The organism is Pseudomonas sp. S2_C11 (assembly GCF_054668395.1).
This window is the reverse complement of record NZ_CP162765.1, coordinates 4,762,913-4,787,296: the sequence shown is the minus strand read 5'-3', so window position 1 is coordinate 4,787,296 and position 24,384 is coordinate 4,762,913. Positions and strand designations below refer to the sequence as shown.

23 protein-coding genes are annotated in these 24,384 nt (G+C 60.5%); 13 read left to right on the top strand and 10 right to left on the bottom strand.

Annotated features, from left to right (window positions below):
- The first annotated feature begins 88 nt into the window (after window positions 1-88).
- The 8 genes from amaA to AB4N48_RS21600 all read left to right on the top strand — a co-directional run bounded on the left by amaA (window position 89) and on the right by AB4N48_RS21600 (window position 9,598).
- Complete coding sequence (gene amaA, locus AB4N48_RS21635) at window positions 89-1,372, top strand: L-pipecolate oxidase (protein ID WP_252877341.1); 1,284 nt, start codon at window positions 89-91, stop codon at window positions 1,370-1,372.
- 368 nt (window positions 1,373-1,740) lie between these two features.
- Window positions 1,741-2,874, top strand: a complete 1,134-nt coding sequence (locus AB4N48_RS21630; RefSeq protein WP_041480713.1) for an ABC transporter substrate-binding protein — start codon at window positions 1,741-1,743, stop codon at window positions 2,872-2,874.
- A gap of 244 nt (window positions 2,875-3,118) precedes the next feature.
- Entirely contained in the window at window positions 3,119-4,033 is a 915-nt protein-coding gene (locus AB4N48_RS21625; RefSeq protein ID WP_041480712.1) for an ABC transporter permease subunit, read from the top strand.
- A 3-nt stretch (window positions 4,034-4,036) separates the two neighbouring features.
- Window positions 4,037-5,338 carry a high-affinity branched-chain amino acid ABC transporter permease LivM gene (livM, locus tag AB4N48_RS21620; RefSeq protein WP_024011385.1) on the top strand — a complete coding sequence of 434 codons (1,302 nt, stop codon included), beginning with the start codon at window positions 4,037-4,039 and terminating at the stop codon, window positions 5,336-5,338.
- Entirely contained in the window at window positions 5,335-6,207 is an 873-nt protein-coding gene (locus tag AB4N48_RS21615; protein ID WP_041480710.1) for an ABC transporter ATP-binding protein, read from the top strand. Before livM ends, AB4N48_RS21615 begins: the two co-directional genes overlap by 4 nt.
- A complete protein-coding gene (locus AB4N48_RS21610; protein ID WP_016771915.1) occupies window positions 6,204-6,920 on the top strand; it encodes an ABC transporter ATP-binding protein in 717 nt (238 codons plus the stop codon). Before AB4N48_RS21615 ends, AB4N48_RS21610 begins: the two co-directional genes overlap by 4 nt.
- An 829-nt stretch (window positions 6,921-7,749) precedes the next feature.
- Window positions 7,750-8,514 carry an SDR family oxidoreductase gene (locus AB4N48_RS21605; protein ID WP_016771914.1) on the top strand — a complete coding sequence of 255 codons (765 nt, stop codon included), beginning with the start codon at window positions 7,750-7,752 and terminating at the stop codon, window positions 8,512-8,514.
- A 178-nt stretch (window positions 8,515-8,692) separates the two neighbouring features.
- Window positions 8,693-9,598, top strand: coding sequence for a cation diffusion facilitator family transporter (locus AB4N48_RS21600; protein WP_236168121.1), 906 nt, complete (start codon window positions 8,693-8,695; stop codon window positions 9,596-9,598).
- 96 nt (window positions 9,599-9,694) lie between these two features.
- On the opposite strand, the gene AB4N48_RS21595 is transcribed toward AB4N48_RS21600, so the two are convergent.
- From AB4N48_RS21595 to AB4N48_RS21565, 7 genes are all read right to left on the bottom strand, one after another.
- Window positions 9,695-10,828 carry an AGE family epimerase/isomerase gene (locus AB4N48_RS21595; protein ID WP_460094294.1) on the bottom strand — a complete coding sequence of 378 codons (1,134 nt, stop codon included), beginning with the start codon at window positions 10,826-10,828 and terminating at the stop codon, window positions 9,695-9,697.
- A 197-nt stretch (window positions 10,829-11,025) separates the two neighbouring features.
- Window positions 11,026-11,598, bottom strand: coding sequence for a HupE/UreJ family protein (locus AB4N48_RS21590; protein WP_123443929.1), 573 nt, complete (start codon window positions 11,596-11,598; stop codon window positions 11,026-11,028).
- A gap of 27 nt (window positions 11,599-11,625) precedes the next feature.
- Window positions 11,626-12,240 carry an urease accessory protein UreG gene (gene ureG, locus AB4N48_RS21585; protein ID WP_016771910.1) on the bottom strand — a complete coding sequence of 205 codons (615 nt, stop codon included), beginning with the start codon at window positions 12,238-12,240 and terminating at the stop codon, window positions 11,626-11,628.
- Window positions 12,241-12,263: 23 nt separating this feature from the next.
- Window positions 12,264-12,938 carry an urease accessory protein UreF gene (locus AB4N48_RS21580; protein ID WP_150638248.1) on the bottom strand — a complete coding sequence of 225 codons (675 nt, stop codon included), beginning with the start codon at window positions 12,936-12,938 and terminating at the stop codon, window positions 12,264-12,266.
- A complete protein-coding gene (ureE, locus tag AB4N48_RS21575) occupies window positions 12,935-13,435 on the bottom strand; it encodes an urease accessory protein UreE (protein ID WP_056787607.1) in 501 nt (166 codons plus the stop codon). Before ureE ends, AB4N48_RS21580 begins: the two co-directional genes overlap by 4 nt.
- A 300-nt stretch (window positions 13,436-13,735) precedes the next feature.
- Window positions 13,736-14,368: a TetR family transcriptional regulator gene (locus tag AB4N48_RS21570; RefSeq protein ID WP_056787610.1), complete on the bottom strand. Its 633-nt coding sequence runs from the start codon at window positions 14,366-14,368 to the stop codon at window positions 13,736-13,738.
- Window positions 14,369-14,522: 154 nt separating this feature from the next.
- Window positions 14,523-14,906 carry a hypothetical protein gene (locus AB4N48_RS21565; RefSeq protein WP_041480705.1) on the bottom strand — a complete coding sequence of 128 codons (384 nt, stop codon included), beginning with the start codon at window positions 14,904-14,906 and terminating at the stop codon, window positions 14,523-14,525.
- Between the two features lie 383 nt (window positions 14,907-15,289).
- Between AB4N48_RS21565 and AB4N48_RS21560 the strand changes: the two genes are divergently transcribed.
- Window positions 15,290-17,365 (top strand): AsmA family protein, encoded by a 2,076-nt coding sequence (locus tag AB4N48_RS21560; protein WP_252877345.1) that lies wholly within the window; start codon window positions 15,290-15,292, stop codon window positions 17,363-17,365.
- Between the two features lie 119 nt (window positions 17,366-17,484).
- Here AB4N48_RS21560 and AB4N48_RS21555 read toward each other — a convergent pair whose 3' ends face one another.
- Window positions 17,485-18,015 (bottom strand): ferritin-like domain-containing protein, encoded by a 531-nt coding sequence (locus tag AB4N48_RS21555; protein ID WP_041480703.1) that lies wholly within the window; start codon window positions 18,013-18,015, stop codon window positions 17,485-17,487.
- A gap of 293 nt (window positions 18,016-18,308) precedes the next feature.
- Here AB4N48_RS21555 and AB4N48_RS21550 point away from each other — a divergent pair, with 293 nt between their 5' ends.
- Entirely contained in the window at window positions 18,309-19,187 is an 879-nt protein-coding gene (locus tag AB4N48_RS21550) for an esterase/lipase family protein (RefSeq protein WP_305382106.1), read from the top strand.
- Between the two features lie 96 nt (window positions 19,188-19,283).
- Here the strand turns inward: AB4N48_RS21550 and AB4N48_RS21545 are convergent, their stop codons facing one another.
- Window positions 19,284-20,171, bottom strand: a complete 888-nt coding sequence (locus AB4N48_RS21545) for a DMT family transporter (RefSeq protein ID WP_460094293.1) — start codon at window positions 20,169-20,171, stop codon at window positions 19,284-19,286.
- Window positions 20,172-20,268: 97 nt separating this feature from the next.
- On the opposite strand from AB4N48_RS21545, the gene AB4N48_RS21540 reads away from it, so the two are divergent.
- From AB4N48_RS21540 to AB4N48_RS21530, 3 genes are all read left to right on the top strand, one after another.
- Window positions 20,269-21,063 carry an AraC family transcriptional regulator gene (locus AB4N48_RS21540; protein WP_282387441.1) on the top strand — a complete coding sequence of 265 codons (795 nt, stop codon included), beginning with the start codon at window positions 20,269-20,271 and terminating at the stop codon, window positions 21,061-21,063.
- A gap of 63 nt (window positions 21,064-21,126) precedes the next feature.
- Window positions 21,127-21,432, top strand: coding sequence for a PsiF family protein (locus AB4N48_RS21535; protein ID WP_016771900.1), 306 nt, complete (start codon window positions 21,127-21,129; stop codon window positions 21,430-21,432).
- 333 nt (window positions 21,433-21,765) lie between these two features.
- On the top strand, window positions 21,766-22,779 hold the full coding sequence (locus tag AB4N48_RS21530; RefSeq protein WP_016771899.1) for an AI-2E family transporter: 1,014 nt from the start codon (window positions 21,766-21,768) through the stop codon (window positions 22,777-22,779).
- Window positions 22,780-22,933: 154 nt separating this feature from the next.
- Here AB4N48_RS21530 and AB4N48_RS21525 read toward each other — a convergent pair whose 3' ends face one another.
- Window positions 22,934-24,208 (bottom strand): Hsp70 family protein, encoded by a 1,275-nt coding sequence (locus tag AB4N48_RS21525; protein WP_130929365.1) that lies wholly within the window; start codon window positions 24,206-24,208, stop codon window positions 22,934-22,936.
- Window positions 24,209-24,384 lie beyond the last annotated feature (176 nt).

Here is a 24,384-nt window from a genome sequence, read left to right as displayed (position 1 = left end):
GGGGCGGTGCGACGTTTCGCTAAATCCCCTCGCCACAGGGGGCTCACTCAGGTTTGTGTGTTTGTTGGGTTTCTGTTGGAGTCTGGCAATGCCGTTACGCGAAGAATGTCTGTGGGAAACGCTCACGCCACAACGCCCGGATAACACCGCGCTCAAGGGCGAGGTCAAGGTCGATGTCTGTGTGATCGGCGCCGGGTTCACCGGGTTGTCAGCGGCGCTGCATCTGTTGGAAAAAGGCAAAAGCGTCTGCGTGCTGGAAGCGCATCGCGCAGGGCACGGTGGCTCCGGGCGCAATGTCGGGCTGGTCAACGCCGGCATGTGGATTCCTCCGGACGAGATCGAAGCGGGGTTCGGCGAGGCGGTCGGCAGTCAGCTCAACCGCATGCTCGGTGCGGCGCCGGCGCTGGTGTTCAGCCTTGTGGATAAATACGCTATCGATTGCCAATTGCGCCGCGAAGGCACTTTGCACATGGCGCATAACGCCAAGGGCGAGGCGGATCTGCGCAGTCGCGAGCAGCAATGGAAACGTCGTGGCGCGCCGGTCGAACTGCTCACCGGCAAGGCCTGCGAGCAAGCCACCGGCACGCAGAAAATCGCCGCCGCGTTGCTTGACCGCCGCGCCGGCACGCTCAATCCGATGGCCTATGTCACCGGGCTGGCCAATGCCGTGCGCGGGCTCGGCGGGCAGATGTTCGATCATTCGCCGGTGACTCGCCTCGAGCGCGTCGGGCAGAAGTGGTCGGTGCAAACCGCCCAGGGTTCGGTACTCGCCGAACAAGTGGTCATCGCCTCCAATGCTTACACCGAAGGCGACTGGACCGAACTCAAGCGCAATTTCTTTCCCGGCTATTACTACCAGGTCGCCTCGGTGCCACTTACCGAAGACGCTGCGCAAGAAATTCTCCCGGGCGGGCAGGGCTCGTGGGACACCCGTCAGGTATTGAGCAGCATCCGCCGTGACAAGGACGGGCGCCTGTTGCTCGGCAGCCTCGGCAATGGCAACCAGAAACCGACCTGGTTTCTCAAAGCCTGGGCCGATCGGGTGCAGCAGCATTACTTCCCCAATCTGAAGCCGGTCGAGTGGCAATGCACCTGGACCGGGCGCATCGCGTTTACCCCTGATCACCTGATGCGCCTGTTCGAACCGGCGCCGGGACTGGTGGCCGTCACCGGTTATAACGGTCGCGGCGTCACCACCGGCACGGTGGTCGGCAAAGCTTTTGCCGATTACCTGTGCAACGGCAATCCGCAGGCACTGCCGATTCCCTTCGCACCGATGCAGCCCCTGGCCGGTGTGGGCTTGCGCAGTTGCCTGTACGAGGCCGGGTTTTCCCTGTATCACGCGGGCCAGTGCCTGCGCATCGTTATTTGAGTGTTGAAATTTGTTGCCGCAAGCGGCGCTTTTGCATCCAGCGACTAGCCTGTAATGGTGCGGGTTGTAGCAGTACCGCACCAGCAGTGTGCAGTTCGGTGACGCGGGCTGTTACAGGCTGGTTGCACGTCGTTTGCCGCTGCGGTTGCAATGATGGCGCGTGCGGGTTGCGCCTGAAAAAACAAATGGTTTCACCTTCCGCGGTTTAGACGGTTGCACGCCCAATGAAAATGGGACCGAAACAGTCGAAATAACAACAACGCAGCGACTTTTTGAAGAATAAAAAACCGATGGCACGGGCCTTGCTCTGAGCTTTGAGTGAAGTGAAGTCGCAGTGCCAACTAAAAAAAACCTTGGAGCACCACCTCATGTCCCAGACGTTTTACAAGAAAGGCTTTCTGGCCCTCGCAGTCGCTACTGCGCTGGGTGTTTCTGCGTTTGCTCAAGCTGATATCAAGATCGGTGTAGCGGGTCCTATGACCGGTGCCAACGCGGCATTCGGCGAGCAGTACATGAAGGGTGCACAGGCGGCGGCCGATGCGGTCAACGCGGCGGGTGGCGTCAACGGGGAAAAAATCGTCCTGGTCAAAGGCGACGACGCCTGCGAACCGAAGCAGGCAGTGACGGTCGCCAAGGACCTCACCAACCAGAAAGTCGCCGGCGTGGTCGGTCACTTCTGCTCCTCTTCGACCATTCCAGCGTCGGAAATCTACGACGAAGCCGGGATCATCGCGATCACTCCGGGCTCGACCAACCCGCAAGTTACCGAACGCGGCCTCAGCGCCATGTTCCGTATGTGCGGACGTGACGACCAGCAAGGCATCGTTGCCGGCGACTACATCGTCGACATGCTCAAGGGCAAGAAAGTCGTCGTGCTGCACGACAAGGACACCTACGGCCAAGGCCTGGCTGATGCCACCAAGGCTCAGCTGGAAAAACGCGGCGTCAAGCCTGTGCTGTACGAAGGCCTGACCCGTGGCGAGAAAGACTTCAGCACCATCGTCACCAAGATCCGTGGCGCCGGCGCCGATGTCGTCTATTTCGGCGGCCTGCACCCGGAAGCCGGTCCGCTGGTTCGTCAGTTGCGTGAACAAGGTCTGAAAGACGTCAAGTTCATGTCCGACGACGGCATCGTGACCGACGAACTGGTGACCACCGCTGGCGGCCCGCAATTCACCGATGGCGTGCTGATGACTTTCGGCGCCGACCCGCGCCTGTTGCCGGAAAGCAAGACCGTAGTAGACGCGTTCCGCAAGGCCGGCACCGAGCCTGAAGGCTACACCCTGTACGCTTACGCCTCGGTTCAGACCCTGGCGGCAGCGTTCAATGGCGCGAAGAAAAACGACGGCGAAGCCGCTGCCAAGTGGCTGAAGGCCAACCCGGTGAAAACCGTGATGGGCGAGAAGACCTGGGACGCCAAAGGCGACCTGAAAGTCTCCGACTACGTGGTTTACCAGTGGGACAAGGACGGCAAATACCACCAGCTGGAAAAGCAGAAGTAAGGGCTGAAGCGATCATCTGATCACCACCGATCCCCTGTGGGAGCGAGCCTGCTCGCGAAGACGCACTGACAAACAACCTCTGCGTTGAGTGTTCAACCGCTTTCGCGAGCAGGCTCGCTCCCACAGAGGGATCAGTGGTGATCGGGCTGATCACGCTCCGACATTGCTCCGACGTACATCTGTATTTTTCCTAGAAGAACCGCGCGCCGATGGCGCGCAGGTTCTCACTGCGTGAGATTGCGTTATGGATGGTATTTTCCTGCAGCAACTGGTCAATGGCCTGACCCTCGGGTCGGTCTATGGCCTGATCGCCATCGGCTACACAATGGTCTACGGCATCATCGGCATGATCAACTTCGCCCACGGCGAGGTTTACATGATTTCCGCTTACCTGGCGGCAATCAGTCTGGCTCTGCTGGCTTACTTCGGTATCGAATCCTTCCCGCTGCTGATGCTCGGTACGCTGATCTTCACCATCGTCGTCACGGCGGTGTATGGCTGGGTCATCGAGCGTGTCGCCTACAAACCCCTGCGTAACTCGACCCGCCTGGCGCCGCTGATCAGCGCTATCGGTATTTCGCTGATTCTGCAGAACTACGCACAGATCGCTCAGGGCGCCAAACAACAGGGCGTGCCTACGCTGCTGACCGGTGCCTGGCGTGTTGAAGTCGGCACCGGCTTCGTGCAACTGACCTACACCAAAGTCTTCATCCTGATCGCCGCGTTTGTCGGCATGGGGCTGCTGACCTACATCATCAAATACACCAAGCTCGGCCGCATGTGCCGTGCGACCCAGCAAGACCGCAAGATGGCCTCGATCCTGGGGATCAACACCGACCGGGTGATTTCCTACGTGTTCATCATCGGTGCAGCCATGGCGGCACTGGCCGGTGTGCTGATCACCATGAACTACGGCACGTTCGACTTCTATGCCGGCTTCATCATCGGCATCAAGGCGTTCACCGCAGCGGTTCTGGGCGGCATCGGTTCACTGCCCGGCGCGATGCTCGGCGGGATCATCCTCGGCATCTCCGAGTCGCTGTTCTCCGGTCTGGTCAACTCCGACTACAAAGACGTGTTCAGTTTCTCGCTGCTCGTCCTCGTACTGGTCTTCCGGCCGCAGGGCCTGTTGGGCCGTCCTCTTGTGTCGAAGGTGTAAGCGATGTCTGCAACCACTGAAAAATCCATCGATATCAAAAAAAGTCTGGTCGAGGCGATTCTTGCCGGCCTGATTGCGCTGATCGTGTTCGGGCCGATTGTCGGCGTGGTCCTCGACGGCTACAGCTTCAACCTCGAAGCAACCCGTGTGGCGTGGATCATTGCCATCGTCATGGCCGGTCGCTTTGCCCTCAGCCTGTTCCTGCAAACCCCCAAGGGCCTGAAGATCCTCGACGGGTTCGAGAGCACCGGTTCCGGTGTGCACGTGCTGCCGGCGGATTACAAATCACGGCTGCGCTGGATCATCCCGCTGATTATCGTGTTGGCGATCATCGTGCCGTTTGTCTCCAACTCCTATCTGCTGGGGGTGGTCATCCTCGGTTTGATCTACGTGCTGCTGGGGCTGGGGCTGAACATTGTGGTCGGTCTGGCCGGGCTGCTCGACCTTGGTTACGTGGCGTTCTACGCCATCGGTGCCTACGGTCTGGCATTGGGTTATCAATATCTGGGTCTGGGTTTCTGGACCGTGCTGCCGCTGGCGGCGATCACCGCAGGCCTGGCCGGTTGCATTCTCGGTTTCCCGGTGCTGCGTCTGCACGGTGACTATCTGGCGATCGTGACCCTGGGCTTCGGCGAAATCATTCGTCTGGTGCTCAACAACTGGCTGTCCCTGACCGGCGGCCCGAACGGCATGCCGGCGCCACTGCCGACGTTCTTCGGTCTGGAGTTCGGCAAGCGAGCGAAGGATGGCGGGGTGCCGTTTCACGAGTTCTTCGGCCTGACCTACAACCCGGACGTGAAGTATTACTTCATCTACGCGGTGCTGTTCCTGGTGGTGCTGGCGGTGTTGTACGTCAAGCATCGGCTAGTGAAGATGCCGGTCGGTCGCGCCTGGGAAGCCCTGCGTGAAGATGAAATCGCCTGCCGCTCAATGGGCCTGAACCACGTACTGGTCAAGCTCTCGGCGTTCACCATCGGTGCGTCGACGGCGGGTCTGGCCGGGGTGTTCTTCGCCACCTATCAAGGCTTCGTCAATCCGACCTCGTTCACCTTCTTCGAATCGGCGCTGATCCTCGCCATCGTCGTGCTCGGCGGCATGGGTTCGACCATCGGCGTGGTCATCGCCGCATTCGTGCTCACCGTCGCCCCGGAACTGCTGCGTGGCTTCGCTGAATACCGCGTGCTGCTGTTCGGCATCCTGATGGTGTTGATGATGATCTGGCGACCACGCGGGCTGATCCGCATCAGCCGCACCGGGGTCAAACCACGCAAAGGTGCCATTCACTACGAGAGGACTGCGCCATGAGTGAAGTCGTACTCTCTGTTGAAAAACTGATGATGCATTTCGGTGGCATCAAGGCTTTGAGCGATGTCAGCCTGAAGGTCAAACGCAATTCGATCTTCGCCCTGATCGGCCCCAACGGTGCTGGCAAGACCACGGTGTTCAACTGCCTGACCGGGTTCTACAAGGCCACGGGCGGCAAGATCGAACTCAACGTGCGCGGCCAGCAGACCAACGTGATCCAGCTGCTGGGCGAGTCGTTCAAGGCGACCGATTTCGTCTCGCCGAAATCCTTCCTCAGCCGCATGTACTACAAAATGTTCGGCGGTACTCATCTGGTGAACCGTGCCGGTCTCGCCCGGACGTTCCAGAACATTCGCCTGTTCAAGGAAATGTCGGTGCTGGAAAACCTGCTGGTGGCGCAGCACATGTGGGTCAACCGCAACATGCTCGCCGGCATTCTCAACACCAAGGGCTATCGCAAGGCCGAGAGCGACGCGCTGGATGTCGCGTTCTACTGGCTCGAAGTGGTCGATCTGGTGGACTGCGCCAACCGTCTGGCCGGTGAGCTGTCCTACGGCCAACAACGGCGTCTGGAAATTGCCCGGGCCATGTGCACGCGGCCGCAGATCATCTGCCTCGACGAACCGGCCGCCGGCCTCAATCCTCAGGAAACCGAAGCGCTCAGCGCGATGATCCGGCTGCTGCGCGACGAGCACGATCTGACCGTGGTGCTGATCGAACACGACATGGGCATGGTCATGAGCATTTCCGACCACATCGTGGTGCTGGACCACGGCATCGTCATCGCTGAGGGCGGGCCTGAAGCGATCCGTAACGATCCAAAAGTGATCGCGGCCTACCTGGGCGCCGATGAAGAGGAGCTGGTATGAGCCAACCGATCCTCGAACTGCGCAATCTGGACGTGTTCTACGGCCCGATTCAGGCGCTCAAGGGCGTTTCATTGCAGATCAACGAAGGCGAGACCGTCAGCCTGATCGGCTCCAACGGCGCCGGCAAGTCGACCTTGCTGATGTCGATCTTCGGCCAGCCCAGAGCGGCGGGCGGGCAGATTCTCTATCAGGGCGTCGACATCACGCAGAAGTCCTCGCACTACATCGCCTCCAACGGTATCGCGCAGTCGCCGGAAGGGCGGCGGGTTTTCCCCGACATGACCGTCGAGGAAAACCTGCTGATGGGCACCATCCCGATTGGCGACAAGTACGCCAAAGAGGACATGCAGCGCATGTTCGAGCTGTTTCCACGGCTTGAGGAGCGGCGCAATCAGCGGGCGATGACCATGTCTGGCGGTGAACAGCAGATGCTCGCCATCGCCCGTGCGCTGATGAGCCGGCCGAAGCTGTTGCTGCTCGATGAACCGAGCCTGGGTCTGGCGCCGATCGTGGTGAAGCAGATCTTCGCCACGCTGCGCGAGCTGGCGAAAACCGGGATGACGATTTTCCTCGTCGAGCAGAACGCCAACCATGCGCTGAAGCTGTCGGACCGGGCGTATGTGATGGTCAACGGCGAGATTCGCCTGACCGGCACCGGCAAAGAACTGCTGGTGAATGAGGAGGTGCGTAACGCCTATCTTGGTGGGCACTGATTCTTCTCGCGGTTGCACACAGCCCCGGCGACAAGAGTCCCGGGGCTTTTTTATCCTTCAAACTCACTGTGTAGGAGCTGCTGAAGGCTGCGATCTTTTGATCTTAAAAAAATCAGAAGATCGCAGCCTTCGGAAGCTCCTACATGGAATCAAGGCATGACATCAAGCGGAATTCAGAATTGTGGAAAACAAATTCCCCAAGCTGCCAAAGCGCGACATATAGACGCTGCAAATGGCTGTTTTTCCACAGTTTTGACTTGTCCCCGGTTACTGTGGAGCTGGCTGTGAATAACGTGGGTGTATCTGGCTGCAAGCCTTATGAAACGTGGCTTGCAGGGATGTGTTTGTTTTTTGATCAGGCATTTTTGCTGGAGCGCGCGGCGTCGTTGTCAACCTTTTTCTGGAGAGGAGAGACATGGCAATTCCATGTGCGCAAGCCTGTGGATAAGTCTGTGACTAAACTCTGGAAAGACCTCGCGGAGCACCGTAATTGCTGGCCTCGCGCAATCACCCGGTGATACCGTCCGTCGTGCAAAATGCCCTGTCCCGCACATCCCCCGCCTCACGGTCAAGCAAAAAACTTTCCATTTCGCCCGCAAAGCCTTGTGTGGCGCGGCTTTGCACGTTTGCACTTGCCCCCGGAAACTGTGGAGCAGATTGTGGATAACATGCGTGCACATGGCTGCAGGCCACGCAGGCTAAGGTCTTGGCGCACTTGGTTGATTTTTGTACAGCTGGCAAGTGTTGCCCGTATTCGCGAGGGCGGGCATGCTGCCTGCTGATTTTCTATTCCAAGGGCTGCCGTGGCGGCCGAAGCAAGGAGAACACGATGTCCGACACCCTGTTTATCACCGGCGCGACGTCCGGTTTTGGTGAAGCCTGTGCCCGGCGTTTTGCCGAGGCTGGCTGGAAGCTGGTCCTGACCGGCCGTCGTGAAGAACGCCTCAATGCCCTGTGCGCCGAACTGTCGAAGCAGACCGAAGTGCATGGTCTGGTTCTCGATGTGCGCGATCGCAAAGCGATGGAGGAGGCTATCGCCAACCTGCCGCCGTCGTTTGCCAAACTCCGTGGCTTGATCAACAACGCCGGCCTGGCGCTCGGCGTCGACCCGGCGCCGAAATGCGATCTGGATGACTGGGACACCATGGTCGACACCAACGTCAAAGGCCTGATGTACGCCACCCGCCTGCTGCTGCCTCGGCTGATCGCCCACGGCCGTGGTGCCGGTATCGTCAACCTCGGTTCCATCGCCGGTAACTACCCGTACCCGGGCAGCCACGTGTACGGCGCGAGCAAAGCCTTCGTCAAACAGTTCTCGCTGAACCTGCGTTGCGACCTGCAAGGTACTGGCGTGCGGGTCAGCAACATCGAACCCGGCCTGTGCGAAAGCGAGTTCTCGCTGGTACGTTTTGCCGGTGACCAGGAACGCTACAACGCCACTTACGCCGGCGCCGAGCCGATCCAGCCGCAGGACATCGCCGAGACGATTTTCTGGGTGATGAACACCCCCGCGCACATCAACATCAATAGCCTCGAACTGATGCCGGTGAGCCAGACCTGGGCCGGGTTTGCCATCGAGCGAAACAAGGCTTGATACCGCGCTGAGGCCATTCGCGAGCAGGCTCGCTCCCACATTGGACATGCATTTTTCCCTGTGGGAGCGAGCCTGCTCGCGAAAGGGTCGGCACAGGCAAAACAGGACGATAAGCTAAACTCCTCACTCAACCATCAGGCCGCACCCCGCGGCGCTCAAGGTTTCATGAGGAGTTCAAGTGAGTAACCGAGGTGAGCAGGCACTGCTCAAACAATCGACGCTGCTGATGCTGGCGGTGTCGATTGCCGGGATCGGCACCGGTTTTGTTTCAGGTTCGCAATCCATCCTGTTCGATGGCTTTTTCTCGCTGATCGCGACGTTCATCAAAATCCTGATGCTGATCACCGCCCGGCTGATCGCCAAGCAGAGCAATCAGCGTTTCCAGTTCGGCTTCTGGCATCTGGAGCCGATGGTGCTGCTGATCGAAGGCAGCTTCCTGCTGTTGATCGCGATCTATGCGTTTCTCAACGGTGTGTTCGGCATCATCAATGGTGGCCGTGATATCGAGTTGGGTCTGGTGATCGTCTACGCGGCGGTATTCACCGTTGTCGAGTTCGCCTACTTCTTCTACGTGCGCCAGCGTAATCGCAAGCTCAAATCCAGCCTGATCCAGTTCGACAACATCAGTTGGCTGGTCGACGCGATGCTGTCTGTGGGCCTGTTGATCAGTTTCCTCGCGGCGCTGCTGCTCAAGTCTCAGGGCTATGGCGAGTGGGCGGTGTATGTCGACCCGCTGATCCTCATCGTGCTGGCCCTGACCATGCTGCCCCCGGCGTTGAAGATCCTCGGCCCGGCATTGCGTGATGTGCTGGGTATTGCCCCGGATACTCTGGATGAGCAGGTCAGGCAGGTCATGGAGGTGGCGAAGGTCGAGCATGGTTTCGACGATTACGTGTCCTACGTGCAAAAGCACGGCCGAGCGCGGTTCATCGAAATTCATGTGGTGTTACCGGCGGATTATCCGCTGCGCGATGTCGCGCAGCTGGATGCGCTACGTGAGCAGATATCGGCGCAGTTGGGTGAACCGGATGCGGCGAGGTGGCTGACGATCAGCTTCACCGGGGACAAGAAGTGGATTGCCTGATCTGATCCGGATGTCTGCTGAGAGCACAGTTGTGGCGAGGGGATAAATCCCCTCGCCACAGTAACTCTCTAGCCCCAAAATCCTGCTTTGCACAGGTCAACGCAGATATTCAGCCAAACCGTGGTAGCAAGTCGCCAAATGATAAGGCGTGGTCGAAGGCATGTCCTTGCGGCTGACCTCTCCATTCTCATCGCGACACTCATGCCAGCCGCCGGCATGCAGAAACCGCTGCTGCAACGCCTGCAACTGGCGCAGCACCACCGCTTCGCTGTCCGCCCGCAAGGTCAGCGCGCGCAGGTATTCGGCTTGAGCCCAGATCCGTTGGGTCGAATCCCTTGGCCGTCCATTGCTTTCCAGATCAAGCATCGCCCGCACCGCGCCGCAGGACTCCAGCACGCCGTACTGCTCGGTGAGGGCAAATGCCCGATCCAGCGCCCGGTGCAGTTTCGAATCGCGCAACAGCGCCGACGATTGGAGCAGGAAATACCATTCGAACTGGTGCCCCGGCTCGTACCAGTTATCCACAGCGCCCAGCGGCTTCTCCATCAACACGCCATATTGCGGATCGACGAATTGCTTGTGCATGGCTGTGCATAACTCAAGCAGGGCCTTCTGCGTTTGCGGGTCTTCGCGCACCGCCAGAGTGGCCAGAAAGGCTTCGGCCAGATGCATCAGCGGATTTTGCAGTGGCCCGGTTTGCAGGGTGAGCCAGTCACGCTCCAGGCAGGCTTCGTATAAACCGTCGCCGGTGGCGAATCGGCGGCCGATGATTTCCAGCGCGGCGTTCAATGTCGACTCGGCCAGCGAATCCCGGGACTTGTCCCAGTAATGCGCGCAGGCGAACAGGATGAAGGCGTGGGTGTAGAGATCCTTGCGCTGGTCCAGCGGCTTGCCCTGTGCGTCGATGCTGTAAAACCAGCCGCCATGCTCGGCATCATGGAAATGCCGTTGCAGGGAACGGAACAGCGCGGCGGCGCGGACTTCGGCGTTATCCACAATCCCGATCAGGCTGGAGAACAGATACAGCTGCCGTGCGCAGGCCATCGCCCGATAGCGCTGCACTGGCAGCGGTTGATGCGCGGCGTCCAGCGCCTCGTACGGCAACGCCATGTCGGCATTCCAGCCCGGGCCTTGCCACAGCGGCACGATCACGTCGAGGAAGTGCTGCTGCACTTGGCCAAACAGGGCGGTCAATTCGGGCAGGGCGGTGGAGCGGGAAGCGTGGGGCATGGGCGGGCGTCACGGGCTGGGGCGATTGCGCGACATGGTAGCAGAGAGGCAGCCTTTAAAGGTTTGGTGTCTGATCGGCCGTCATCGCTGGCAAGCCAGCTCCCACAAGGAAATTGAGTGTTCACACAATTGTGGACTTACCCAATAACCTGTGGGAGCTGGCTTGCCAGCGATGAGGCCGGCTCAGGCGATAGAGATTAGCCTGCGAGCAACCACACCCCAGTCGCCGCCGAAGCCGCACCCGCCAACCGCACCAGCGGCGCCGCTGCCTGCGGAAGAACTCGCACCACGCCATAACCGAGCGCATGCAAAACCGCTGTCGCCGCGACAAACCCGGCCGCATACGCCCACGGGCTGCTCATTTCCGGCAGCTCCAGCCCATGCGCCACGCCATGGAACAGCGCAAACAGCGCCGTCGCTGCCACCGCCATCACCAGCGGCGGACGCACGGCCAGTGCCACGGCCAGGCCCAGCGCCAATACCGAAGCAGCAATCCCGCTTTCCAGCGCCGGCAACTCCAGCCCTTCAAAACCGAGCAGGCCGCCCAGCAGCATGGTGCCGACAAACGTGCACGGCAGCGCCCAGCGCGCCGCGCCTTGTTGCTGCGCGGCCCACAAACCGACGGCGAGCATTGCCAGCAAGTGATCGAGACCGCCGATCGGGTGGCTGATGCCCGCGACGAGGCCGCTGTCGCCATGCCCCGGGTGAGCGAAGGCCAGTGCCGGTGTCAGCAGCAACGCCAGAGCGCCAAGAATGCGTTTGAGTGTCATGGATAAGCTTCCTTGTTGATAAGTGGATCAGGCGGCGGTCAGCAGGCCCTGGCGTTCGATGAAGGCGATGATTTCTTCAAGGCCCTGACCGGTTTTCTGGTTGCTGAAAACGAACGGCTTGCCGTTGCGCATGCGTTTGGTGTCGCTGTCCATCATTTCCAGCGAGGCGCCCACCAGTGGCGCGAGGTCGATCTTGTTGATCACCAGCAGGTCGGACTTGCAGATCCCCGGGCCGCCCTTGCGCGGCAGCTTGTCGCCGGCGGAGACGTCGATCACGTAGATGGTCAGGTCGGACAGCTCCGGGCTGAAGGTCGCCGAGAGGTTGTCGCCGCCGGATTCCACCAGAATCAGATCCAGCCCGGGAAAACGCCGGTTCAGTTGATCGACCGCCTCGAGGTTGATCGAGGCGTCTTCGCGGATCGCCGTGTGCGGGCAGCCGCCGGTTTCCACGCCGATGATCCGCTCCGGCGCGAGGGCTTCGTTGCGCACCAGGAAATCGGCGTCTTCGCGGGTGTAGATGTCGTTGGTGACCACGGCGAGGTTGTAACGCTCGCGCAGGGCCAGGCACAGGGCCAGGGTCAGCGCGGTTTTGCCGGAACCGACCGGGCCGCCGATGCCGACGCGCAGAGGTTGTGTATCCATTTCATTCTCCAAAATAAACAGCCCTAAGAGCGGAAGAGACGGCTGTACTGGCGCTCGTGGGCCATGCACGCCAGAGACAGGCCAAACGCGGCGCTGCCGATGTGTTCGGGGTTGAGGTGGGTCGCGTCGTGCTGCGCCTGTTGCAGCAGCGGCAGCAGTTCGCTGGTCAGGCGCTGCGCGGCTTGCTGGCCCAGCGGCAGGGTTTTCATCAGCACGGCGAGCTGGTTTTCCAGCCAGCTCCACAGCCACGCGGCAAGAGCGTCCTGCGGGGTGATGCCCCAGGCGCGTGCCGCCAGTGCCCAGCACAGGGCGAGATGCGGTTCTGTGGTCTGTTCAAGAAAGTCGCGGGCGGGCGCATCGAGTTCCGGCAAACCGTTCAACAACTGCTGCAGGGAGTAGCCCATCTGCCGGCTCTCCAGATGCAACTCGCGGGTTTCGCGACTGGCGCGGTGGCTCTCGCAGAGTTGTCGTAATTCGGCCCAGTTTTCATCTGCTGCGGCCTGGCAATGCGCCAACAGCAGCGGCGCTTCGAAGCGCGCGAGGTTGAGCAGCAGTTGATCGCTGATCCAGCGGCGGGCGCCGTCCGGGTTGTGGACCCGGCCATTATCCACCGCCATTTCCAGACCCTGGGAATAGCTGTAGCCGCCAATCGGCAATTGCGGACTGGCCAGACGCAGCAGCGCCCAGGCCGGATTCACAGGCGCACGCCGAACTGGTGGAGTTTCGGCGCGTAGTTGAAGTCTTCGTCGCCGTGGCGGGAATGATGATGGCCGCCGCCGTAAGCGCCGTGTTCCGGCTGGAACGGCGCTTCGATAGCCTCGACCTGCGCGCCGAGCTGTTCGAGCATCGCCTTGAGCACGTAATCGTCGAGCAGGCGCAGCCAGCCACCGCCGACTTGCAGGGCGACATGGCGGTTGCCGAGGTGATAGGCCGCGCGGGTCAGTTCGAACGCATTGGCGCAAGTGACATGGAGCAGTTGTTCAGGGCGGGCGCAGACGCGCACGACACGGCCGTCTTCAGCCTGCAGGCATTCGCCGTCATACAGCGGTGGCTGGCCGCGCTCCAAAAACAACCCGACGTCTTCGCCTTCGGCACTGAAACAGCGCAAACGGCTTTTGCTGCGCGCTTCGAAGGTCAGGTGCAGCTCGGCGGCCCAGACGGGTTGAGGGTCGATTCTGCGATGAATCACCAGCATCGGAAAGCTTCCAGCAATGAACGTTGAATGGGCTAGAGCAAGCGCCGCGCCAATCGGGTGATCTGTAGGAAATAGCTGTCGGCGCTTGCCTGATCTTTCAACAGGCGCGGCGATTCTGGAAGGTTTTGGTGCATGAAGGATTTGTCATGCACCAATTCGATGCCGTGACGGATGTTCAATGTGGGAGCGAGCCTGCTTGCGAATGCGCCGTGTCAGACAGATGTATTCAGCTGACCCAGCGCTTTCGCGAGCAGGCTCGCTCCCACAGAGGCTTTGCGCTGTGTCAGATAGAGAAGGGGATTACTCGGTACTGCCCAGCCCTTGCCAGTGCTTGAGGCCGATAAAGATGAAGCGCAGTTGCTGGGTGATCTTCGCCTGCGGCGTCAGATGCTCCGGCAAGGCCTCGGCGGGCGGGTCGATGATGTCGGGGAGGGTGGCGAACACCGATTTGACGATCAGGTCGGCGATCACGCTCAGACCGGCGATGTCCAGATGTTGCAGCTTGGGCATCAGCGCCAGGTCCGCCGCGAGGTCGGCGCTGATGTTCTCCCGCAGGCGTCCGATCGCCTGGCGTACCGGCAGCGAGCCGCCATATTGTTCGCGGGCGAGAAACAGGAATTGCGAGCGGTTGGCGTTGACCACATCAAGGAAGATGCGCACCGAAGCGTCGATGATGCCGCCCATGACGAATTCGTTGTGCCGCACCAGGCGGATGGTTTCGCGGAAGGTCTGGCCGACTTCGCTGACCAGTACCAGACCCAACTCGTCCATATCGGCAAAGTGCCGGTAGAAACCGGTGGGCACGATGCCGGCGGTCTTGCTCACTTCGCGCAGGCTCAGGCTGCCGAATCCTCGGCCGCTTTCCATCAGGTGGCGGGCAGCGTCCATCAGGGCGTTGCGGGTCTGTTGTTTCTGTTCGGCGCGGGGCAGCATCGCAGGGTGTGTTCTTCGGCAGGACAAGCGCCGCACTCTAGCAAATCGGCTTTGTCGGCGTCGAACGGGGAGTCATGCAGCGAGGGATTCACAGAAGCTGAAAAGTCAAAAGCCCAATCCGCTGATTGGGCTTTTTCGCTGGGCCGTCATAGGCTCAGCTCACGGCGCTGTTGCGTTCGATTACACGATCACCACCACCTTCGGCGAGGGCTTGACCTTGGGGAGTCTTGTCGTAGCCATCTTCCACCAGACCTTTTTCTTCGAGACGATTGCGGCCGTTTTCAGCCAGGGTCTGGCCCTGTGGGGTTTTGTCATAGCCGTCTTCAGCCAGAGTCTGACCTTGAGGGGTCTTGTCATAGCCGTCTTCAGCCAGAGTCTGGCCTTGTGGGGTTTTGTCGTAGCCGTCTTCAGCGAGCGTCTGGCTGAACACCGAGTGGCTGTCTTTGACTTGCGGAGTGGCCTGATCGGCAGCGGGCAGGGCAAAAGCAGTGCTGGCTAGCATCGACAGGGTAAGGCTGAGCAGTAATTGGCGTTTCATGATAGTGGCTCCTTGGGAGGGCGATAAAGTGGGTACGAGGGCAATGCTACTCTCGATATGTCGATATAAAAGTTCATAAACGCAATGGTAATAATCAACAGAATTGATTGTTCGGCGCGAAGGCTCTAGATCGGGCCTTTGCGGGCGACGGTTTTGCACCGTCGTGGGTATTTTCGACTCACTCGTGCCTCGCAAAAGTGCGGGTCGCGGTAACACTGCTCGACCGATCGGTCAGTTTTGCTGCGCTTTTTATGGCTTAAACTGCCTTTCGATTAAACCTGCGGGCCTTTCGCCAGTCACAGACTGCATAGGGGCCGCTTAGGTCTGCCGTTTCAGCTGTGCGTCGGGTAATCGGCGTGCGGTCGTGATCAGGAGCTTTGTGCATGACGCGCACTGGAAAAATCTTCAGCTGGACCTTCGCCATCCTCGTGCTGCTGCTGGCAGCCTTGATTCTGATCATCGTGTTCTTCGACTGGAACCGGATCAAACCGACGATCAATGCCAAAGTTTCGGAAGAACTGCACCGGGCGTTTGCCATCAATGGCAACCTCGCGGTGATCTGGCAGCGCGAGCCGGAAGAAGGCGGCTGGCGTGCCTGGGTGCCGTGGCCGCACGTGGTCGCCGAGGACTTGAGCTTGGGCAACCCGGACTGGTCGAAGCAGGCGCAGATGGTCACGCTCAAACGCGTTGAACTGCGCATTTCGCCGCTGGCCCTGCTGGCCCAGCGCGTGGTGATTCCGCGCATCGACCTGACCGAGCCGAATGCCGAGCTGCAACGTCTGGCCGATGGCCGCGCCAACTGGACGTTCAAATTCGATCCCAAGGACCCGAACGCCGAGCCTTCGAGCTGGGTGGTCGACATCGGCGCGATCGGTTTCGACAAGGGCCACGTGACCCTCGACGACCAGACCTTGAAGACCAACCTCGATGTGCTGATCGACCCGCTCGGCAAGCCGATTCCATTCAGCGAGATCGTCGGCGACAAAGCGGCGAAAACTGCTCAGGACAAGGGCGGCGCACCGCAGGATTACGCCTTTGCGCTCAAGGTCAAAGGCCAGTACCACGGGCAGAACCTCACCGGGCAGGGCAAGATCGGCGGGTTGCTGGCGTTGCAGGACGCGAGCAAGCCGTTCCCGTTGCAGGCCCAGGCGAAGATCGGCGATACCCGTATCGAACTGGCCGGCACCCTGACTGACCCGCTGAATCTTGGCGCTCTTGATCTGCGCCTCAAGCTCGCTGGCGACAGCCTCGGCAATCTCTACCCGCTGACCGGCGTGACCCTGCCGGACACCCCACCGTATTCCACCGACGGTCACCTGATCGCCAGGCTGCATGACGAAGCCGGGGCGAAATTCACTTATGAAAAATTCAACGGCAAGATCGGCGACAGCGACATCCACGGCGACCTGACCTACGTGGCCAGCCAGCCACGGCCGAAACTCAGCGGTGCGCTGCTCTCCAATCAACTGCTGTTTGCCGACCTCGCGCCACTGATCGGCGCCGACTCCAACACCGAGCAAAAGGCCCGTGGCGGCGCGAGCAAGCAACCGGCGGACAAAGTCCTGCCGGTCGAAGAATTCAAAACCGATCGCTGGCGGGCCATGGACGCCGATGTCGAGTTCACCGGCAAACGCATCGTCCACAGCGAGAAGCTGCCGTTCAACGACCTCTATACCCATCTGAAACTCAACGACGGCGAGCTCAGCCTGGAACCGCTGCGCTTTGGTGTCGCCGGCGGCACGCTGGATGCGCTGATTCGCCTCAATGGCCGCACCGAGCCGCTGGAAGGCCGCGCGCGTTTGACCGCACGCAAATTCAAACTCAAAGAGCTGTTCCCGACCTTCGAGCCGATGAAGACCAGTTTCGGTGAGCTCAATGGCGATGCCGACATCAGTGGCCGGGGCAACTCCGTGGCCAAGCTGCTCGGTGGTGCCAACGGTAATCTGAAGATGCTGATCAACGACGGTGCAATCAGCCGTGAGTTGATGGAGCTGGCCGGGCTCAACGTCGGTAACTACGTGGTCGGCAAGATCTTTGGCGACAAGGAAGTGAAGATCAATTGCGCGGCGGCGGACTTCGACATCAAGACCGGCCTGGCCACGACACGGCTGTTTGTCTTCGATACCGAGAACGCAATCATCTACATCGATGGCACGGCGAACATGGCCACCGAACAACTCGATCTGACCGTGACCCCGGAATCCAAGGGCTGGCGTCTGATCTCGCTGCGCTCGCCGCTGTATGTGCGCGGCAAGTTCATCAAACCGGATGCCGGCGTCAAAGCCGTACCGTTGATGCTGCGCGGGGCGGGGATGGTTGCGCTGGGCGTGATTGCCGCACCGGCGGCGGGATTGCTGGCGCTGGTGGCGCCGAGCGGGGGCGAGCCGAATCAGTGCGCGCCGTTGCTCGAGCAGATGAAGCAGGGCAAGGCGCCGGTGACCGTTAAACCCAGCAAGTAATGCGGCGTCTCTGAGGGCGCCTTCGCGAGCAGGCTCGCTCCCACATTCGAACGCGTTTCTTCAATCGAAATACGTTCCAGTGTGGGAGCGAGCCTGCTCGCGAAAGCGGTGTGACGGGATTATAGGTCGTTGAGGATATCCGCCATGTCGTCGGCGTGTTCTTCTTCCTGGGCGAGGATGTCTTCGAAGATGCGGCGGGTGGTCGGGTCTTTGTCACCGATGTACTGGATGATTTCGCGATAGCTGTCGATAGCAATGCGCTCGGCCACCAGATCTTCGTAAACCATTTCCTTGAGCGTGTTGCCGGCCACGTATTGCGCGTGGGACATCTTGCTGAGCAGGTCAGGGTTGAACTCAGGCTCACCGCCCAGTTGCACGATCCGCTCGGCGAGGCGATCGGCGTGCTCGGCTTCCTGGTTGGCGTGTTCGAGGAATTCGTCGGCGGCGACGTTGGCTTTCAGGCCGCTGGCCATGAAGTAGTGGCGCTTGTAGCGCAAGGTGCACACCAGTTCGGTGGCCAGCGACTCGTTGAGCAAACGCAGTATTTCTTCACGGTTGGCGTTGTAGCCCTCGGTGACCGCGCCGTTTTCCACGTGTTGCCGCGCGCGTTCGCGCAGGGTTTGAACATCAGACAAATGCACGTCACTCATTTCATTCTCCTGGAGGCTAATCCGATAGGCGCCACGTTCTGAAGACGCGGTCGCTACCCAGGTTGTGAGTCTTGAGCGAAGCGAAAAGTTTTATGCGATTTATGCCGGACGCGCTGCAGGAACTGCTGAAGACTGCTATGTCGGGAGGGCCTGACGCTGGTCAGTCCGGTTTCGGTGGAGCGGATCGTGGCGGGCTGAAGTAGGCTCATCGTTCAGTTGTCATCGTCACGTTGGATGCTTGGCGGGCGTCTTGCAAGTCTGGCATCCACTCACCGCGCACAAGGATGTAACCCATGTCGACACGTTATCCATTGGTGCTGGTGCCGGGCATGCTCGGCTTTATCCGGCTGGTGCTTTACCCGTATTGGTTCGGCATCATCAAGGCCTTGCGCCGTGGTGGTGCGACGGTGGTCGCGGTGCAGGTCTCGCCGCTCAACTCTACTGAAGTGCGCGGCGAGCAGTTGCTGGCGCGGATCGAGGAAATCCTGCGCGAGAGCGGGGCGCAAAAGGTCAATCTGTTCGGCCACAGCCAAGGCGCGTTGACCGCACGGTATGCGGCGGCGAAGCGTCCGGATCTGGTCGCCTCGGTAACATCGGTCGCCGGGCCGAATCATGGTTCCGAGCTGGCTGATTATCTGGAAAAGCACTACCCCGGTAGCAGTGCCAAGGGCCGCTTGCTCGAAGCGTTGCTGCGCTTGATCGGCTGGGTCATGGCATTGCTCGACACGGGTTACCACGGGCCGAAACTGCCGGTGGATATCCACGCTTCTCACCAATCGCTGACGACGGCGGGCGTTGCATTATTCAATCAGCGTTATCCACAAGGGTTGCCGGAAGTCTGGGGCGGCCAGGGGTCGGAAGAGGTCAACGGTGTGCGCTATTACTCCTGGTCAGGGACGCTGCAACCGGGCAAGACTGATCGTGGCGGCAATCTTTTTGACGGCACCAACCGCAGTTGTCGCTTGTTTGCCAAGACCTTCGTCCGTGAGCCGGGGCAGTGCGATGGCATGGTCGGCCGTTACAGCTCGCATCTGGGCACGGTGATCGGTGATGACTATCCGCTGGATCATTTCGACATCGTCAATCAGTCGCTGGGACTGGTGGGCAAGGGCGCGGATCCGGTAAGGCTGTTTGTCGAGCATGCGGCGCGGCTGGAGGCGGCTGGGTTATAGCCAAACAGACCGCGTCATCGTTCTTCGCGAGCAGGCTCGCTCCCACAGGTGTCTGCATTTCAATGTGGGAGCGAGCCTGCTCGCGAAGGGGTCTTATCAGGCAACGCTGACCCGGCGGCCCAACACGGTGGTCCAGCGCTCCGACAAAACCACCCCGCCCAAGGTCAGCAATCCGCCCACCAGGTGATACATCGCCAACTGTTCCTTCAGCACCAGCGCTGCGATCAACGCGGTAATCAGCGGCAGCAGATTGAAGAACAACGTCGTCCGGCTCGGTCCCAGCCGCTGCACCGCTTGCATCCACGCCAGCGGCGCGACCATCGAAGCCAGCAGGCATGCATAGAGCACCAGCGGCACGTTCTGCAGATTCAAACCGGTCTTCGGCGAAACAGCGAACAACGGAAACAACACCACAATCGCCACCAGCACCTGCAAGTACAGCAGCACCAGTGGCGGCAGGCGCAGTTGCCACTTTTTCAGCAGCGTGCTGTAAACCGCGTAGGCCAGCGTCGCGACCAGCATCATCGCATCGCCCAGATTGACCCCGTGTTGCAGCAGCGCACCGAGGCTGCCGGACGACACCACCACCAGCACGCCAGCGAACGACAGCACCGCACCGACCAGCGCACCAGCCGTCAGGCGCTGGCCGAGGCTGATGATCGCCATGGCCAGCGACATCAATGGCATCAACGACAGGATGATGCCCATGTTGGTCGCGGTGGTCAGTGTTGCGGCGAAATAGGCGAGGCTCTGATACACCGCCATGCCGAGCACGCCGAGGATGAAAATCCGCCCCAGGTTCGGCCGAATCTGCGGACAGTGGGCGATGACTTTCTTCAGCATGAATGGCGTGAACAGCACGCCGGCGAGCAGCCAGCGATAGAAACCGATCTCGGCCGGGAAGATCGCGCCGACCGCCAGTTTGTTGATCACGGTGTTGCCGGCCCAGATGAAAATCGCCAGCAGGGGAAACGCGTATTGCATGGGACAAAAACCAGAACGTTGATGAAGCGCGATTATCGCCTGTCTGGATGCAGGCCTATACTGCGATCCAGACAACCTGCCTCTGCATCCGGACAGCATGAACAGCAAACACATCGATCTGCTCGATTTCAGCGAATTGCCGTCAGCGGTGTATTTCCGCTACGCCGATTTCAATGCCCACGAATATGCCGCGCCGCATCGCCATCCGTGGGGCACGCTCGAGTATGCCGCCCATGGCGTGTTGCACATGGATGTCGACGGCAGTCGCTTCATGTCGCCGCCGCAATACGCGGTGTGGGTGCCGCCCGAGGTCGAGCACAGTTTCTACAGCCATCAGCCGGTCAACTATCGCGCGGTGTGTCTTGATCCAAGTGTTTGCACACGGTTGCCGGCGCATGCCTGCACCTTGGCGATCAGTGACATTCTCAAGGCGATTCTCAAGGACTTCGCTGCCCGCGATGTGAAGATTCCGGAGCATGAGGCCGATCAGCGTCTGGCCCAGGTATTGGTCGATCAACTGCAACAGGCGCCGGTGCAGGAATGTTACCTGCCGTATGCGAGCAGCCCGGGCTTGCTGACGATTCTCGACGCCTTGCAGGCCGCGCCGGGCGACAACCAACCGTTGGCGCATTGGGCCGCGCAAGTGCATGTCAGCGAGCGCACGCTGGCGCGGCAGTTCGTTCGTGAGCTGGGCATGAGTTTTGGCGAGTGGCGTCAGCGCTTGCGTTATCTGGCGGCGATCGAGGCGCTTGAGACCTCGCGTTCGGTGCAGGAAATCGCTTTCGACCTCGGCTACAGCAGCGGCTCGGCATTCATCGCCATGTTTGCCCGTCAGGCGGGTTGTACGCCGGAGCAGTATCGGCGCAGCCACCTCGAGGGCAGGAAGGTGTAACAAGCTTTGACTACACTGCGACAGAGGCCGCATCCATCGGTGCGGCAACAAGGAGAAAACTCCATGAAGATGTTGCGTGTGCCGTTGTTGATGATCGGGCTGCTTGTGTGTTCCCAGGGTTTCGCCGCCACGGCGCAACAGAACAAGATGACGACCTGCAATGCCGATGCGACCGCCAAGAGTTTGAAGGGCGATGAGCGCAAGGCGTTCATGAGCACCTGCCTGAAAGCGGCACCAGCGGCCAACGATGGCAAGGAGCTGACCCCGCAGCAGCAGAAGATGACCACCTGCAATGCCGATGCGAAAACCAAGGCACTGACCGGCGATGCGCGCAAGGCGTTCATGAGTGAGTGTCTGAAGAAAAAATAAGGGGGCGCCATGGGTGTCCGATTGACTCGGTCGGCTTGAGATTTTCCCCTCACCCTAACCCTCTCCCGGAGGGGAGAGGGGACCGACCGCATTGATGCCGACAGGAACTGGGGTCTGAAATACCGGGTCGATTGCGGATTCGGCACTGCACGTTCAGGTCGGAAAATTTTTCGAGCAACCCCCAATCGGTCCCCTCTCCCTCTGGGAGAGGGCTAGGGTGAGGGGGAAATTCGCAAGCCTTGCACGAAAATCCGAAACCCCGCATATCCCTAGTGCTAACCCAGGATCGCTGGCAGACTGCCCATCCTTTCACGCCGTTCGTTTTGAGGCTGTATGCCAACGTTTTCTCAGCGTCATGTTGTGTTCTGGGTCAGTTGCATCATCATTTTTGGCGGTCTGCTGCTGGTGCTGCCGCTGCGCCTGTTGCCCAGCCTGCTGGCCGGGTTGCTGGTGTTCGAGCTGGTCAACATGCTCACCCCGCAACTGCAACGGCTGATCGAAGGGCGGCGTGCCCGCTGGTTGGCGGTGGCGCTGCTCGGCACGCTGGTAGTAAGTGCGCTGGCGCTGATTTTCGCCGGGGCTATCAGTTTCCTCCTGCATGAAGCGGAAAACCCCGGCGCTTCACTCGACAAATTCATGGGCGTAGTCGATCGCGCGCGCGGGCAGTTGCCGCCGTTCATCGATGCCTACCTGCCGGCGAGTGCAGCGGAATTTCGCGTGGCGATCGGCGAGTGGGCGAGCAAGCATCTGGCCGACCTGCAACTGGTCGGCAAGGACGCCGCGCACATGTTCGTCACCCTGCTGATCGGCATGGTGCTCGGCGCGATCATCGCCCTGCAGCGCATCCCCGACGTGACCAAGCGCAAGCCGCTGGCCGCCGCTTTGTTCGACCGTTTGCATCTGCTGGTGCAGGCGTTTCGCAATATCGTCTTCGCGCAGATCAAGATTTCCCTGCTCAACACCGTGTTCACCGGGATCTTCCTCGCGGTGATCCTGCCGATGTTCGGCATCAAGCTGCCGCTGACCAAAACCCTGATCGTGCTGACCTTCCTGCTCGGCCTGCTGCCGGTGATCGGCAACCTGATGTCGAACACGCTGATCACCATCGTCGGTCTGTCGCTGTCGATCTGGGTGGCGATCGCCGCGCTGGGCTATCTGATCGTTATTCACAAGCTCGAATACTTCCTCAACGCGCGCATCGTTGGTGGGCAGATCAGTGCCAAGTCGTGGGAGTTGCTCCTGGCGATGCTGGTGTTCGAAGCCGCGTTCGGTTTGCCGGGGGTGGTGGCAGGGCCGATTTATTACGCGTATCTGAAGAGTGAGCTGAAGCTGGGCGGGATGGTCTAAGGCCAAGCAACTGAATTGAATGCATCTGTGGCGAGGGGATTTATCCCCGTTGGCCTGCGCAGCAGGCCCCTGCTTTCATAAATCGGGGGCCGCTTCGCGACCCAACGGGGATAAATCCCCTCGCCACAAAGGCTCTTCGCCACAGAGATTGTGATCAGGCCATCGAACCGTAACGCTTCATCGCTTCAATCGCCAAACCGCTACCAATGCTGCCAAAGATGTTGCCTTCGACATGCCGAGCGTTCGGCAGCATTGCCGACACGCTGTTGCGCAGGGCCGGGATGCCGCTGGAGCCCCCAGTGAAGAACACCGTATCAACCTGATCGACTGCTACGCCGGCGTCATTCAACAGCTGCGTAACGCTGCCGCGCACGCGCTCGAGCAAGGCTTCGATCGCCGATTCGAACAGCGCGCGGCTCAGCTCTACGCTCAGCCCGGCTTCGATGCGGTCCAGCGGCACGTGGCGGCTGTCGGCGTGGGTCAGCTGGATCTTGGTTTCTTCCACTTCCATCGCCAGCCAGTGCCCGGCGCGCTGTTCGATCAGCTTGAACAGGCGATCGATGCCGCCGGTGTCTTCGATGTCGTAACGCATGCTGCCCAGTGCCAGCGTGGATTTCTGCGAGTACACCGAGTTGATCGTGTGCCAGGTCGCCAGGTTCATGTGGTGGCTGGTTGGCATGTACGCGCCGCTCTTCATGCGGCTGCCGTAGCCGAACAGCGGCATCAGGCCTTGCAGGCTGAGCTGTTTGTCGAAGTCGGTACCACCGATGTGCACACCGCCGGTGGCGAGGATGTCATCGTGACGGTTGTCGACACCGCGACGCTCGGGCGACAGGCGCACCAGCGAGAAGTCGGAGGTACCACCGCCGATGTCGACGATCAGTACCAGCTCTTCTTTCTCGATGGTCGACTCGTAGTCGAACGCTGCCGCGATCGGCTCGTACTGGAACGACACGTCCTTGAAGCCGATTTTGCGCGCCACTTCGACCAGGGTGTCTTCGGCCTCCTGGTCAGCCAGCGGATCGTCGTCGACGAAGAACACCGGGCGACCCAGCACCACTTGCTCGAATTCCCGACCGGCGGCGGTTTCGGCGCGGCTCTTGAGCTGGCCGATGAACAGCCCGAGCAGATCCTTGAACGGCATCGCCGTGCCGAGGACGCTGGTGTCGTGCTTGATCAGCTTGGAGCCGAGCAGGCTTTTCAACGAGCGCATCAGCCGGCCTTCGTAGCCTTCCAGATACTCGTGCAGGGCCAGGCGACCGTAGACCGGGCGACGTTCCTCGATGTTGAAGAAGACCACCGACGGCAGGGTGATCTTGTCGTCTTCCAGCGCGATCATGGTGTCCATGCCGGGGCGCAGCCAGCCGACGGTGGAGTTGGACGTGCCGAAGTCGATGCCGCAGGCACGGGCTGGAGAGGCGTCTTTCATGTCTTTCGGTTTCCGGTCAAAAAAACGGCCGCGCAGTGTATGTCAGTGCGCGGCAGATTCGAAGGCCGGTCATCCGCTATTTCGCCACCTGACAGTTGAAAACCACCGCATCGCCCCAAACTTGCTGGCATGGGCCGGCAGACACACCGGCGGTCGCAAGAACCGTCGTCCACTGC